Origin of the sequence: Streptomyces hokutonensis, assembly GCF_042751305.1 — a bacterium.
GTDB lineage: Bacteria > Actinomycetota > Actinomycetes > Streptomycetales > Streptomycetaceae > Streptomyces > Streptomyces hokutonensis_A.
The window spans coordinates 74,390-87,177 of the sequence record NZ_JBHYWD010000019.1 but is presented as its reverse complement, the minus strand read 5'-3'; the positions used below and the strand labels follow the sequence as shown (position 1 = coordinate 87,177).

The 12,788-nt window shown below is 72.7% G+C and carries 12 protein-coding genes and 2 pseudogenes; 4 read left to right on the top strand and 10 right to left on the bottom strand.

The window, feature by feature from the left end:
• Positions 1-35: 35 nt before the first annotated feature.
• On the bottom strand, positions 36-479 hold the full coding sequence (locus ACFXC1_RS37450) for a PPOX class F420-dependent oxidoreductase (RefSeq protein ID WP_381251450.1): 444 nt from the start codon (positions 477-479) through the stop codon (positions 36-38).
• A gap of 75 nt (positions 480-554) precedes the next feature.
• Here ACFXC1_RS37450 and ACFXC1_RS37445 point away from each other — a divergent pair, with 75 nt between their 5' ends.
• The 3 genes and pseudogenes from ACFXC1_RS37445 (at position 555) to ACFXC1_RS37435 (ending at position 3,793) form a co-directional block, all read left to right on the top strand.
• On the top strand, positions 555-1,139 hold the full coding sequence (locus ACFXC1_RS37445; protein ID WP_381251448.1) for a TetR/AcrR family transcriptional regulator: 585 nt from the start codon (positions 555-557) through the stop codon (positions 1,137-1,139).
• A pseudogene (locus ACFXC1_RS37440) lies at positions 1,136-2,498 on the top strand (MFS transporter). The gene ACFXC1_RS37445 and the pseudogene ACFXC1_RS37440 overlap by 4 nt, the downstream one beginning before the upstream one ends.
• Before the next feature lie 65 nt (positions 2,499-2,563).
• Entirely contained in the window at positions 2,564-3,793 is a 1,230-nt protein-coding gene (locus ACFXC1_RS37435; RefSeq protein WP_381251446.1) for a serine hydrolase domain-containing protein, read from the top strand.
• A 15-nt stretch (positions 3,794-3,808) separates the two neighbouring features.
• Here the strand turns inward: ACFXC1_RS37435 and ACFXC1_RS37430 are convergent, their stop codons facing one another.
• Genes ACFXC1_RS37430 through ribA form a run of 5 tightly spaced genes read right to left on the bottom strand, consistent with a single transcriptional unit; the run spans position 3,809 to position 7,995 of the window.
• Positions 3,809-4,963, bottom strand: a complete 1,155-nt coding sequence (locus ACFXC1_RS37430) for a saccharopine dehydrogenase family protein (RefSeq protein ID WP_381251444.1) — start codon at positions 4,961-4,963, stop codon at positions 3,809-3,811.
• On the bottom strand, positions 4,956-6,023 hold the full coding sequence (locus tag ACFXC1_RS37425) for a saccharopine dehydrogenase (RefSeq protein WP_381251442.1): 1,068 nt from the start codon (positions 6,021-6,023) through the stop codon (positions 4,956-4,958). The genes ACFXC1_RS37430 and ACFXC1_RS37425 overlap by 8 nt, the downstream gene beginning before the upstream one ends.
• The gene (locus ACFXC1_RS37420) at positions 6,020-7,165 is read right to left on the bottom strand and encodes an NAD(P)/FAD-dependent oxidoreductase (RefSeq protein ID WP_381251440.1); all 1,146 of its coding nucleotides are present in this window, start codon (positions 7,163-7,165) and stop codon (positions 6,020-6,022) included. The genes ACFXC1_RS37425 and ACFXC1_RS37420 overlap by 4 nt, the downstream gene beginning before the upstream one ends.
• The gene (locus tag ACFXC1_RS37415) at positions 7,162-7,299 is read right to left on the bottom strand and encodes a hypothetical protein (RefSeq protein ID WP_381251438.1); all 138 of its coding nucleotides are present in this window, start codon (positions 7,297-7,299) and stop codon (positions 7,162-7,164) included. Before ACFXC1_RS37415 ends, ACFXC1_RS37420 begins: the two co-directional genes overlap by 4 nt.
• Positions 7,300-7,332: 33 nt before the next feature.
• A complete protein-coding gene (ribA, locus tag ACFXC1_RS37410; RefSeq protein ID WP_359609727.1) occupies positions 7,333-7,995 on the bottom strand; it encodes a GTP cyclohydrolase II in 663 nt (220 codons plus the stop codon).
• Positions 7,996-8,033: 38 nt separating this feature from the next.
• Here ribA and ACFXC1_RS37405 point away from each other — a divergent pair, with 38 nt between their 5' ends.
• The gene (locus ACFXC1_RS37405; protein ID WP_381251436.1) at positions 8,034-8,789 is read left to right on the top strand and encodes a creatininase family protein; all 756 of its coding nucleotides are present in this window, start codon (positions 8,034-8,036) and stop codon (positions 8,787-8,789) included.
• 98 nt (positions 8,790-8,887) lie between these two features.
• Here ACFXC1_RS37405 and ACFXC1_RS37400 read toward each other — a convergent pair.
• The 4 genes and pseudogenes from ACFXC1_RS37400 to ACFXC1_RS37385 form a co-directional block, all read right to left on the bottom strand.
• Positions 8,888-10,003: pseudogene (locus ACFXC1_RS37400) on the bottom strand (lysylphosphatidylglycerol synthase transmembrane domain-containing protein); the annotation flags it as partial.
• A gap of 11 nt (positions 10,004-10,014) precedes the next feature.
• Positions 10,015-11,091 carry a trans-aconitate methyltransferase gene (locus ACFXC1_RS37395; RefSeq protein ID WP_381251434.1) on the bottom strand — a complete coding sequence of 359 codons (1,077 nt, stop codon included), beginning with the start codon at positions 11,089-11,091 and terminating at the stop codon, positions 10,015-10,017.
• Positions 11,088-12,272, bottom strand: a complete 1,185-nt coding sequence (locus ACFXC1_RS37390) for a glycosyltransferase family 4 protein (RefSeq protein WP_381251432.1) — start codon at positions 12,270-12,272, stop codon at positions 11,088-11,090. The genes ACFXC1_RS37395 and ACFXC1_RS37390 overlap by 4 nt, the downstream gene beginning before the upstream one ends.
• Positions 12,269-12,667, bottom strand: coding sequence for a 6-pyruvoyl trahydropterin synthase family protein (locus ACFXC1_RS37385; protein ID WP_019073017.1), 399 nt, complete (start codon positions 12,665-12,667; stop codon positions 12,269-12,271). Before ACFXC1_RS37385 ends, ACFXC1_RS37390 begins: the two co-directional genes overlap by 4 nt.
• Between the last annotated feature and the right edge of the window lie 121 nt (positions 12,668-12,788).

Genomic DNA, 12,788 nt, shown 5'->3' with positions numbered 1-12,788 from the left:
CAACCTTAGCGCCGGGGACGGGAGGTGACGATCGGTCACCCCGGGTTGGCGCCCTTCGGGATCCCGTACGCCCGCTCCACCCGCAGCCGCAGCACCAGCCGCCGGTCCCGGACCATGGCCGCCCGGTAGTCGTCCCAGTCCGGGTGCTCACCGAGGACGTCGCGGTAGAGCTGGATGAGTTCCTCGACCGTGTCGTCGTGCGGGTCCGCCGCCACCGGCGTGAGATCGGCCGTGCCCTCGGCGACCGTGTACGCCCACCGGTCGGCGCTGGTCACGTGGTACGAGGCGCGGGGGTCGCGGCGCAGGTTGCGGGTCTTGGCGCGGTCGTCGGTGATCGAGACGCGGATGGTGCGCTCGTCGGGGTAATAGGCGTGGCTGACGTTCGAGAGCTGGGGCCGGCCGTCGCCCTTGAGGGTGACCAGCACCCCGGCGTGGCCGTCGGACAGCAGCTGAAGGAGTGGGGCGTCGTCCTGTGTCATATGAGCGACAACGAGTACCGCGCGCCCACCATTCCCCGGTAGACACTGTCTACGACCGCCTGGTAGACAGTGTCTATGAGTGATGCGGAGGCAGCGGGACTGCGGGACCGGCTCGTCGATGTCGGCGTGGAGCTGGTGGCTAGCGAAGGCGCGCAGGCCCTCACCCTGCGGGAGATCGCACGGCGGGCCGGTGTCTCGCACGGAGCGCCGCGCCGCTACTTCCCCACCCACCTGGAGTTGCTGTCCGCGATCGCGCGGCGCGGTTTCGCCGATCTGGGCGAACGGGCGTCCGCGGTGATCGGGGACGGTTCGGCGAGTCCACGCGCGCAGGTGACGACGCTGAGCCGCACCTATCTGGAGTTCGCGCTCGACAACCCCGGTATGTACGAGTTGATGTTCCGTCACGATCTGCTGGAGAGCGGGCACTTGGGGCTGCGGGACACCAGCCTGCCGTTGTTCGGCGTGCTGGTGGAGCTGGTCGGGCGGGCCCGTCCCGAGGTGGACGCCCGCCGGGTCGCGGGCGCGTTGTGGGCGAACCTGCACGGTCTCGCCCAGCTCTGGCGCTGGGGCAGTCTCCAACTCGCCACGGGCGCCGACGACTTCGTACCCCTGCTGCGGTCCGTCCTCGACGCGCACCTCGGTCCGGAGGCCGCCCTGTGACAGCGCGTCGGCGGCTCGTGCCGGCGAGCAGTGTGGCAGGCGCCGCGATCGTCGCCCTGGACGGGTCCGTGCTGACCGTCGTACAGCCCACGCTGCAACGGGAGTTGGGGGCCTCGCCGGCGCAGGTCCAGTGGACGAGCACCGCCTATCTGGTCGCCGTGGCGAGCCTCTTGGTGTCGGCCGGGCGGATCGGGACCGGTACGGACATCAGCGGGTGTTCGCGCTGGGCATGCTCGGTTTCGGGGTCGCCTCGGCCGGGGTCGGGCTGGCGCCCGGGGTCCCGGCTGGGTGATCGGACTCCGGTCCGCGCAGGGGGTGTTCGGGGCGCTGCTCCAGCCGGCCACGCTCGGCATGCTGCGCGCCGCGTTCCCGCCCGACCGCCTCGCCATGCCGATCGCCGTACGGACCAGTGTGATCGGGGTGGCCGCGGCGGCCGGACCGCTGGTGGGCGGGGTGTCGGTGAGCGCGGTCGGCTGGCGGGCGGTGTTCTTCCTCCATGTCGTGCCCTCGCTGGTGTGCGGCGTGCTCGCCCTCACCGCGCGGGGGCCGGAGCGGCCGGAGTCGCAGGACGACGTGAGGTTCGATCTGCCGGGCGCCCTGCTGCTCGCGCTGTCCCTCGCCGCCCTCGTCAAGGCGCTGGCGGATCCGCGCGGTTCGGCCGCGGGACTGGTGGTGTCCGCGCTCGCCGGCTTCGCCTTCGTACGCCATGAGCGGCGTACGGCGCAGCCGCTGCTGCCGCCGGACGTCGCCCGGTCGGCGGCGATCCGTGGCACGCTCGGCATGCTGCTGGCGGCCTCGGCCGCGTTCTCCGGAACGCTGTTCGTGGTCACCTATGTCCTCCAGGACTCGATGGGACTGAGCCCCTTCCAAAGCGCCCTGCGCGGGCTGCCGTTGGCCGCCGCGATGGTCCTGTCCGCACCCGTGTGTCCGGTGTTGCTGCGCCGGGCCGGGGCGCGTCGTACGGCCGGAGCGGCGATGGTGGTCGTGGCGCTGGCCGTTCTGGTGATGTCGCGGGCCTCGGGCACGGTCGCGGTGTGCGGGGGATTCGCCCTGCTGGGGGCCGGGTTCGGGACGGTGATGGTGGCGGCCACGCAGGTCGTGGTGCGGGCGGCGGCGGTGGAGTCCGCCGGGGTGGCGGGCGGGCTCAAGCAGACCGCGGTGAACGTGGGGCCGACGCTCGGCGTCGCCGCGGGAAGCACGCTGACGGCCGCGAGCGGGTCCACGGCGGCCCTCTCCGTCCTCGCCGGGGTGGCCCTGACCGGTGCTCTCGCGTGTCTCGTACTGCCCGGCCGGACAGTCGCGTCGCTCACACATCAGGGCGTTACAGGAGACCGCGCAGGTGTTCCTGCGCGACGATGAGTTCCGAGGTGTCCGGGGCCGGGTATGCGGGACCCCACCTCGTGAACGCAATTCGGAGGAGAGCCATGGCACAGCTGCGACAAGAAGTCGACCCGGACGAGGTCGGACTGGATCACAAGGCACTGGACCGCCTGGACCAGCACTTCGCCCACTACGTCGACGTGGAGCGCCTGCCGGGCTTCCTGGTGTCCGTGGCCCGTCACGGCCGCGTCGCCCACCTCACCGCCCACGGGCACCGCGACGTGGCGGCCGGGCTGCCCGTCACGCCGGACACGTTGTACCGGATCTACTCCATGACCAAACCGGTCACCGCGGTCGCCGCGCTGCTCCTGGTGGAGGAGGGCAAGCTCTCCCTGGACGACCCGGTCGCCGACCACCTCCCGGCCTTCGCCGACATGCGGGTCTACGACAGCGGCTCCGGCGCCGACCTGAAGACCCGGCCGGTCGAGCAGCCGATGCTGGTCCGGCACCTGATGACCCACACCTCGGGCCTGACCTTCGCCTTCTACCACTCGCACCCCGTCGACGCCCTCTACCGGGAGGCGGGCCTGGAGTCGTCCGTGCCGGCCGGCGCCAACCTGGCCGAGACGATCGACGTGTACGCGAGCCTGCCGCTCCAGTTCGAGCCGGGCACGCAGTGGAACTACTCCGTCTCCTCGAACGTACTGGGCCGGATCGTCGAGGTGGTGTCCGGGCAGCGGCTCGACGAGTTCTACGCCGAGCGCATCTTCCGCCCGCTCGGCATGCCGGACGCCGGCTTCCAGGTCCCGGACGAGAAGGCGGGCCGGCTGGCCGAGCTGTACGGCGACGCCGAGGGCGGCGGGATCGAGCCGATCCTCGGGCTGCCGCTGCGGGGCGGTCGGCCGCGGTTCCTGTCGGGCAGCGGCGGGCTGGCGGCGAGCCCGTACGACGTGCACCGGTTCGCGGAGTTCCTGCGGCGCCGGGGCGAACTCGACGGCGTCCGGCTGCTCGCCCCCGAGACCGTCGACCTGATGGCCAGCAACCACCTTCCCGGCGGCGCCGACATGCGCGCCTTCGGCAGCCCCGCCCACCAGGAGCCGGGCAACGACGGCATCGGTTTCGGCCTCAGTGTCTCCGTGGTCGTCGACCCCGAGCGCACCCAGGCCCCGGCGGGGCTGGGCACGTTCGGGTGGAGCGGGGTCGCGACGACGACGTTCTGGGTGGACCCGAGCCGGGACCTGACCGTGCAGTTCATGACCCAGCTGCGGCCGAAGTCCTCCTTGAAGATCATGCCCGAGCTGAAGCAGCTGCTGCACGAGGCGGTCACGGACTGATCCGCGACCGTCCGCTCACTGATCCACCCGCAGGGTGAACTCCAGCCCCTCCCCCGCCAGTTCACTGAGCCACTCCCGGGACCGGGGTGCCGTCTCGGCCGCCCGGTTCAGGCCGGACGGCAGGTCGTCGCCGAGGATGTGCCGGACGGCGAGGGACAGGGGGCGCGAGACACAGCGGGCCATCGCGCTCTCCTCCTCGTCGCCCACCAGGTCGAGGAGGTAACTCCCGGACCAGGTACGGCCCGTGTCGCCGCGGACGTCCAGGGACACGGCGAGGACGACCCGGTCGTGGTCGGCTTCCGTGGTGGGGTAGGTGGCCGCCAACTCCCTTGCCAGTGCGGCGATCCGGGTGTCGTCGCCCGCCTTCAGCTCCTCGAACACCGGCTCCCAGGCTTGCAGCCAGCCCTCGAGCCGCAGCGTGCCCCGCACGAAGGTGCGCGGCCGCCAGGCCGCGGGCAGCCCGTACTGCTCGATGAACGGCACGCTGTCCCGGTTGGGATAGACCTCGAAGGTCTCGCCGTCGACGACGTGCGGCCGGGTCACCTCCCAGGGCCGCTCGGCGACGGTCTCCGTCCCGTCCTCCAGATAGCGCGCCGGTGACCGCAGCGCGCCCAGGACTCCGGCGGGCGCCCAACTGAAGCGGTAACGGAAGTCGTTCGGCACCGCCGGGACACCGCCGCAGTACGAGGTGAGGCTGTAGGAGGCCGCCGTGTCCGCGCCGATCGCCTCCCGGGCGCGGGCGACGAGACTGTGGGCGAAGAGGTGGTCGATGCCGGGGTCGAGTCCGGCCTCGGTGAGGACGACGATGCCCGCCTTCTCGGCCGCCGGTACCTGTTCGAGGACGGCGTCCGACACATAGCTGGAGCAGGCGAAGTGGGCCCGCCGCCGGACACAGGCGGCCAGCAGGGCCGCGTGTTCGGGCGCGGGCAGCATGGAGACGACGACGTCTCCGGGTACCAGTTCGGCGGAGAACGCTGCGAGGTCGAACGCGCGCGGTTCCGCGCGTCCCGTCAGCCCCAGCTGGTCGAGGGCCCGCGCCGCACGGTCCTCGGTGCGGTGCCACAGCCTCACCCGGTCGGCCGCGTCGCACAGCAGGGCGAGCCCGCTGCCCGTGGACAGCCCGGCACCGATCCAGTGCACGGTGCCGCTCGCGCGCACCACGTCAGACATGGCCCAACTCCCCTTCCGCCACGGCGATTCCGAGTTCCCGGGCCTTCGTGCGGAACAGGTCCAGGGAGCGCCCCCATGCCCCGCCGGTCCCGAAGTCCAGGAGCTGGGGCAGCAGGGCGGCCGAGAAGTCGGTGCTGGACTCCCTGGGCAGGAGGGACGGCAGGTTGTCGATGGCGATGAGGTCGAGCGGGGGTTGTGCGTGCAACTGCCGTACCGGGGCGTCCCATTCGGTCGTGCGGTCGTAGACCGGCAGGACGTTGAGGGGCGAGCCGACGTCGCAGGTGACGTCGGAGACCGTGCGGAGGCGGCGCGAAGGGTCGTCGAGGTCCTGGGCGCGGAGGAAGGGCGGGACGGGGGTGGTCGCCAGGACGCAGTTGACCAGGACGTCGTGGGCCAACAGGGCCGGGCGGTCCAGGTTCCGGGTCTCCGCCAGGTCCCAACTCGTGGGTTCGATCCCGGCCGTGCCGAACGCGGCCCGCGCTCCCCGGCCGCTGCGGCCCAGTGCGCCGATCACCAGCGCGGTGAACTCGGCGTCCCCGGCGGCGGGCTGGAGTGTGCCGTCCAGCTCCTCCTTCGAGGTGGGCGTGAGGGGCGCGACCAGTCGGCCGCGGTGCCGGAGGACGGCGAGGGCCGCGCCCAGGTAGCCGGCCCAGTAGCCGAACGCGGCGAGGCGGCGGCCGGTGTCGTCCACCAGGTATTCGAGGTCGAGCAGCGCGCCGCCCCCGGCGCCGAAGCGGCTCAGCAGGTCCTTCGCGCCCGGCTGGCCCTTGTAGGCGTGCCCGAAGAAGATGTGACGGTTCGTCAACTCGGTCGGTTCGTCCGGGAGTTCCTTCAGGCCGAGGATCACCGCGTCCTTCGGCGCCGACACCCAGGAGCCCGCGGGTGCCACTTCGGCGCCGACCGCCTCGTACTCCTCGACGGGGAAGATCCGCTGCGGGGACTCCTCGACCGTGAGGGTCACGCCGCTCTCGACGAGCCGGCGGGCGTCCGCGGGGACGACCGGGGTGCGGCGTTCGGTCGTGCGGGTCTCGTGGCGCAGCCACAGATGCAGCTCGGTCATACCAGGTTGTCCTCCGGGCGCGGGGCGTCGGCCGCGAACCGGCCGGCGCTCAGGGGGCTGACGTCCACGAAGGGTACGCGGCCGAGGTACAGGTCGCGGATCACCTCGCCGACGGCCGGGCCCTGGAGGAAACCGTGGCCGGAGAAGCCCGTCGCGTAGAGGAAGCGGGAGACCGAAGTCGCCTCGCCGATCAGGGCGTTGTGGTCCGGCGTGTTCTCGTACAGGCCCGCCCAGCCGCCGGTGCGCCGCAGGTCGAGGAGGCCGGGGGCGCGCCGTCGCATGGCCTCGGCGAGGCGCGGGATCCAGCGGTCGTGGGTGTCGGTGGCGAAGCCGGGACGCTCGTCGGGGTCGGACATGCCGACGAGGAGGCCGGGGCCCTCGGTGTGGAAGTAGAGGCTCGTCGTGAAGTCGATCGTCATGGGGAGCGTGGGTGGCAGCCCGGGGACGGGTTCCGTGACGGCGATCTGGCGGCGCAGCGGCTGCACGGGCAGGTCCACGCCCACCATCGCGCCGACGGCCTTCGACCAGGCGCCGGCCGCGCAGATCACCGTGTTGGTGTCGATACGGCCGAGGGTCGTGGTCACCGCGGTGATGTACTCGCCCTGTGTCTCGATGCCGGTGACGTCGGTGTGGCGCAGGATCGTCGCGCCGTGCGCGCGGGCGGCGGAGGCGTAGCCGTGGACGACGGCCTCGGGGGTGCAGTGGCCGTCGTCGGGCGAGTAGGCGGCGGCGATGAGGCCCTCGGTGTCGATCAGCGGGGAGAGGCGGCGGGCCTCGGCGGGGTCGATCAGGCGGCTGGGGACACCGAGGGAGTTCTGCAGCCGGACGCCGGCCTCGAAGGAGGCGACGTCCTCGGGGCGCGACAGCAGGAACAGGTAGCCGACGCGATGTAACCCGATGTCGTACCCGGTGTCCTCCTCGAAGCGGTCGAAGGCCTCCAGGCTGCGCGCGCCGAGCTGCACGTTGAGCCCGTCGGAGAACTGCGCCCGTACCCCGCCGGCCGCCTTCGAGGTGGACCCGGCGGCGAGTTCGTCCCGTTCGACCAGGACCACGTCTCTGACGCCCGCGCGGGCCAGGTGGTAGGCGACGCTGGTACCGATGACTCCGCCGCCGATGACGACAACCTCGGCCTGACGCTTCACGGGCGCTCCTTCGGTGGCGCGCCGGTGACGGCCCGGGCCGCGGCAGGGTCCTGGATGCCGGGTCCGGCGCTGTTGTGGGGGACGTGCGGTTCAGCGACCCGGTCGCCGGAGAGGAAGAGGACGTCTTCGGTCATTCCCTCTTCCTGTCCGGCATCCGCTCACCGGAATCAGGACCAGTGCGCCACCGCGTCCAGATGGGGCAGGTGGTGGTCGAGACGCTCCCGCTTGGTCCGCAGGTAGGTGATGTTGTTCTCGCAGGGCGGGATCAACAGCGGTACCTCTTCGGTGACTTTGATGCCGTGTTCCAGCAACGCCTCGCGTTTGCGCGGGTTGTTGGAGAGCAGGCGGACGCTCGCCACCCCGAGGTCGTGCAGGATCTCGGCGGCGACGCCGTAGTCGCGGGCGTCGACCGGCAGGCCGAGGGCGAGGTTCGCCTCGACGGTGTCGAGGCCCTCCGCCTGCAGCGCCATCGCGCGCAGCTTGGCCAGGAGGCCTATGCCGCGGCCCTCGTGGCCCCTCAAGTAGACGACTATGCCCCGGCCTTCGGCGACCACGGCCCGCATCGCCGCGTCCAGCTGGTCGCCGCACTCGCAGTGCTGCGAGCCGAAGGCGTCGCCCGTCAGGCACTCCGAGTGCAGCCGGGTGAGTACGTCGTCCGTGCCGATGTCGCCGTAGACCAGGGCCACTTGCTCGTCACCGCGGTCGTGGTCCAGGTAACCGATCGCCTGGAATTTGCCGTACACGGTGGGCAACGGAGCATTCACGACGCGTTCCGCGCCCCTGGGCTGCGCGGACTTCTGCTTGCCGAGTACGCCAATGTTTTCTGTCATGATCTGGTTCCTAAGCAGAGACGAAAGGCCGTGAAACAATGAATGGTTCGGGCTCACGGACGGCGGCATACGGACTGGTGCCGGCGGACACCACGGAGGACGTACGGGCTAGGGGGGCAGGTGTCTCGGCACAGGTCGCGGTCCTTCCGGTCGGCAGTTTCGAGCAGCACGGCCCGTATCTTCCCCTGGCGACCGACACCCTCGTCGCCTGTGCCGTGGCCCGGGAGATCGCCGCGGCGTACCCGGTGCACCTGCTGCCGCCGGTGACGATCGCCTGCTCGCAGGAGCACGCGGCCTGGCCGGGGACCGTCAGCATCTCTTCCGTGACCCTTCATGCGGTGGTGCGGGACATCGCGGACTCGCTCCGCCGCTCGGGGGTGAAGGCCCTGGTGGTGGTCAACGGTCACGGCGGAAACTACGTACTGGGCAACGTCGTTCAGGAGTCCTCCGCGCGCGGTGAGCGGATGGCGCTGTTCCCGGCCGCGGAGGACTGGGAGGCGGCGCGGGAGCGGGCCGGGGTGCTGACCTCGCTGCTCACCGATATGCACGCGGGGGAAATCGAGACCTCCATTCTTCTGCACGCTCATCCCGAATTGATCCGTCCCGGTTATGAGACCTCCGATTTCGTCGCCGACGACCGTCGCCATCTTCTGACGCTCGGTATGGCCGGTTATACCGAGTCGGGCGTCATCGGGCGCCCGTCGCTCGGCTCGGCGGAAAAGGGGAAGGCACTGCTGGCGAGCCTCGCCGATTCCTTCGGCGCGTACTTCTCGGTGCTGACCGCGGAGGCCTGAGCGGGTGCCGGGTCCGGTACGGCGGTGCCGGGCCCGGTGGTGCGCAGGCCGGTGTACCAGCGGGCGACCAGGACGAACAGGCCGGGCAGGGCGGCGGCGAAGCTGAGCACGCCGTAGATCACGGCGACGGACAGGCCGCTGCTGGCGCCGAGGCCCGCGGCGCCGAACGCCCAGGCGGTGACACCCTCGCGGGGTCCCCAGCCGCCGACGTTCAGCGGCAGGCCCATGGCGACCAGCGCGAGGACCGCGATGGGGAGGAGCTGGCCTACGGTGGCGGCGGACCCGGCGGCGTGCGCGGCGACCACGAACATCGCGAGGTGGCCGGCCAGGATGACCAGCGAGGAGAGGGCTACGCCGGGCCAGTTGGCGCGGGAGAAGAGTCCGGCGCGCGCCTCGTCGAGGGTGGTGCGCAGGGCGCGGCCCCGGCGGGTGGCGGTGGGCGGGCGGTTCATCCGCAGGGCGGCCACGACCGCCAACGACCCGATGGCGCCGAGGAGTACGAGCGGGGCGATGCTGCGGGCGTCGGCCATCACCGGGGAGTCCAGGCCCAGCAGGACCGCGACCCCGACGACGGCCAGTGCGATCTGGCCGGCGACGCGTTCGAGGACGACGGCGCGGACGGCGCGGCCCATGTCGCCGGCGCTCTGTCCGTGGCGTACCGCGCGGTGCACGTCGCCGAGGATGCCGCCGGGCAGGGCCGCGTTGAGGAACAGGGCGCGGTAGTAGTCGGCGACGGCCGGGCCGAGCGGCAGCTTGATGCGCAGCCCGCGCGCGACCAGGGCCCAGCGCCAGGCGCTGAACACGGTGGTGACCACGCCGATGCCGAGCCCGATGAGCAGGGTCGGTACGTCGATGCGGCTCAGGCCGTCCACGAAGACGCCGGTGCCCAGCCGCCACAGCAGGACGCCGAGGATGGCGATGCCGGCGACCGAGCCGAAGTGGGTGCGTACCGCGCGGGAGTTCACCCGGTTCAGGATCGCGCGCAGGACGCGGCGGGCGCCCCGGGCGCGGTCGGTGCCGGGCCGGGGTGCGGCGACGATCACTCCGATACGGTCGCCGGAGACGGCCGAGCTGTGCAGCGGCGGGGTGTGCGCGGGCCGCCTGCGCACCTCCTCGACGGTGGCCGGGGCGCGCAGTTCGAGCGCGACCGGCGCGGGCCGCTCGACACGTACCCGGCGCCTGGTGGTGCCCGGCCGCGGTGCGACCGTCCTCATCGTCTCGACGCTCATGATGTTCCCCCTGTGGGCCGGGCCAGCGCCAGCAGGTCGCTGTGGTGGACCAGCACGGTCAACTCCCCCGCCGCGCAGGCCGCGAGACGGTCGCGCAGATAGCGGTCGGCGCGTTCCTTCAGCTCCGGGCGTTCCTCGACGGCCGCACCGACCCAGCCGCGCAGCCACTCGGCGGTCAGCGCGAGGTCGTCGGGGCCCAGGCGCCAGGCGCTCGGGTGGACGCGGACCGTGGCGCCGTGCGCGGCGAAGGCCTCGCAGGTGACGGTGACGGCGTCCGGGCCGAGGAGTCCGTCGCGCCGCTGGTGGGCGTTGAACGCGTCGGCGATCTCGGCGTCCATCGGGTGGGCCGGGGTGAGTTCGACCCGTCCGGCGACGGAGAGGGTGAGCAGCGCGGGGCAGCCGGCGCCGACGCAGGCGGTGACGAGCGCGTCGACCTCCTCGCGGGTGAGGACGTCCAGGAGCGCGGAGGCGGTCACCAGGGAGGCGCCGACGAGCGCGTCCGGGGTCAGCCGGGCCACGTCGCCGCGCCGGGTCTCGACCGTGACGCGGCTGCCGTCGGCGGCTGCACGGGGGGAGGCGACTGCGGCGAAGTGCAGGAGGTAGGGGTCGCGGTCGTGCAGGATCCAGTGCTGGGCGCCGTCGAGACGCGGGGCGAGCCAGCGTCCCATCGAGCCGGTGCCGCAGCCCAGGTCGTGGATGACGACCCCGGACTTGCCGGGCAGGTTGGCGAGCCGGATGCGCAGCGGGTCGAGGAGTTCGGGTGCCCGCGCGACGGCGTCGGCGCCCTCCCGCAGCTCCAGCCACTCGGGCGCGTAGCGCGGCGGGTCGTCGGGGCCGACGTCCCGCAGCCGTACGGTGGCCCGCTCGCCGGGGCGGGTCGCGGGTCCGGCGCCGGGGATCACGGCACCGTGCCCGGCCTGCTCGCCGGTGTCCGCCGAAACGGTTCCCGCCATCACGTCCTCCACTGCGGTCTGTGCCGGGGGCACGAGCATCCCCAGCGGTACGCCCCGGGGGCCCGGCTGCGCGGGGATGCGCTGTCCGGTGGCCGGCGGGGTGGTCGCCGTCTTCCTCATGCCGCCCTCCGGGATTCGCTGGGGAGCCGGGTGAGTACACCGGCGAGGCTGCGGGCCGTGGTGGCCCACCCGTCCAGGGCCGCGCGGCGACCACGCGCCGCCGCCTTCAGCCGGCGCCGCACATCCGCCTCGCCGAACCAGCCGCGCAGTTCGGCGGCGAGGGCGGCGGGGTCCTCCGGCGGGACGAGGATGCCGGGCACCCCGCCGTCGGGGGCGCGGCCGACCGCCTCGGGCAGCCCGCCGACGTCCGTGGCCAGCACGGGGATACCGCGGGCGAGCGCCTCGGTGACGGCCATGCCGTAGGTCTCGGCGTACGACATGAGGACCATGAGGTCGGCGCCGGCGTAGCTGGCGTCGAGTTCGGCGCCGGCCTGCGGGCCCGCGAGGTGCAGGCGGTCCTGGAGGCCGTACTGCTTGATGAGGCCGCGCAGGTGGTCGACGTACTCGGGGTCGTGGCCGAGGCCGCCGACGCAGGTGCAGGTCCAGGGCAGGTCGGCCGCGGCTGCGAGGGCCTCGATCAGCCGGTGCTGGCCCTTGCGCGGGGTGACGGCGGCGACGCACAGGAGGCGGGAGACGCCGTCGGTGCCGGAGGCGAGGGGGGCGATGTCGGCGCCGGGGGTGGCGACATGGACCCGCTCGGGCGCCAGGCCGTGGTGGGAGACGAGGCGGCGGACCGCCCAGTCGCTGGTGCCGATGACGGCGGACACCGCCCGCAGGACCGTGCGCTCCTTGGCGTCCAGGTCGGCGGCGACGGCGGCTTCGAGGCCGGTCTCGTCGCCGAGCGGGAGGTGGACGAGGACGGCCAGGCCGAGCCGGTCGGCCTCCGGGACGACGATCTCGGGGACTCCGCAGGCAACGAGCCCGTCGAGGAGTACGGCGGCGCCGTCCGGCAACTCGCGCAGCACCCGGGCGAGTTCCGCGCGGGCAGCCGCTCCGGGCCGGGGCCATTCACCGTCGACGGCGTGCTTGTGGACCTGCCAGCCGAAGCCGGGGAGGTCCAGGCTGACCCGCCGGTCGTAGGCGTTGCCGCCGCTCGGCGCGGCCGGGTCGTCGACGCCGCCCGGCATCACGAAGTGCACGGTGCGCAGGGACATGGGGATGATCTCGGCATTCCGGGAGGCCGCGCGCTGTGCGGGCAGGAATCCCAGCGAGGGGGCGCGGTCGATGGTCACGTCGCTCACAGGGCACGCTCGTAACTCGCCCAGGCGACGTGCGACTCGTGCAGGGTGACCTGGAGTGCGGCAAGGCCCCGGGCGCCCTCGCCCAGCGCGCCCTTCTCGATCCGCTCGGCGAGCCGGTCGGCGATGACCTTCGCCAGGAACTCCGTGGAGGTGTTGACGCCCGCGAAGTCGGGCTCGTTGTCCAGGTTTCTGTAGTTCAGCTCGCTGACGACGGCGCCCAGTTCCTGGGTGGCCAGTCCGATGTCGACAACGATGTTGTCGTCGTCCAGCTCTGCGCGCCGGAAGGTGGCGTCCACCAGGAACGTGGCTCCGTGCAAACGCTGCGCGGGGCCGAACACTTCGCCGTGGAAGCTGTGGGCGATCATGATGTGATCGCGGACGGTGATGCTGAACAACGGACGACCCTCCAGGTGCGGCGCGTCTGGTCCCCCGGCTGATCCCTGCCGGGGGATGCCGTGTAGTACGGCTGCACGCCTCCCCCTGTTCAGCCGACTCTCACTCTTTTCTCAGGTCAGA

Bases quoted from the DNA above. Each gene is read 5' to 3' on its own strand.
- ACFXC1_RS37415 (WP_381251438.1), bottom strand. From the start codon at position 7,299: ATGACCGAAGACGTCCTCTTCCTCTCCGGCGACCGGGTCGCTGAACCG.
- ACFXC1_RS37425 (WP_381251442.1), bottom strand. From the start codon at position 6,023: ATGACCGAGCTGCATCTGTGGCTGCGCCACGAGACCCGCACGACCGAA.
- ACFXC1_RS37395 (WP_381251434.1), bottom strand. From the start codon at position 11,091: ATGAGGAAGACGGCGACCACCCCGCCGGCCACCGGACAGCGCATCCCC.
- ACFXC1_RS37435 (WP_381251446.1), top strand. From the start codon at position 2,564: ATGGCACAGCTGCGACAAGAAGTCGACCCGGACGAGGTCGGACTGGAT.
- ACFXC1_RS37450 (WP_381251450.1), bottom strand. From the start codon at position 479: ATGACACAGGACGACGCCCCACTCCTTCAGCTGCTGTCCGACGGCCAC.
- ribA (WP_359609727.1), bottom strand. From the start codon at position 7,995: ATGACAGAAAACATTGGCGTACTCGGCAAGCAGAAGTCCGCGCAGCCC.
- ACFXC1_RS37430 (WP_381251444.1), bottom strand. From the start codon at position 4,963: ATGTCTGACGTGGTGCGCGCGAGCGGCACCGTGCACTGGATCGGTGCC.
- ACFXC1_RS37445 (WP_381251448.1), top strand. From the start codon at position 555: ATGAGTGATGCGGAGGCAGCGGGACTGCGGGACCGGCTCGTCGATGTC.
- ACFXC1_RS37405 (WP_381251436.1), top strand. From the start codon at position 8,034: ATGAATGGTTCGGGCTCACGGACGGCGGCATACGGACTGGTGCCGGCG.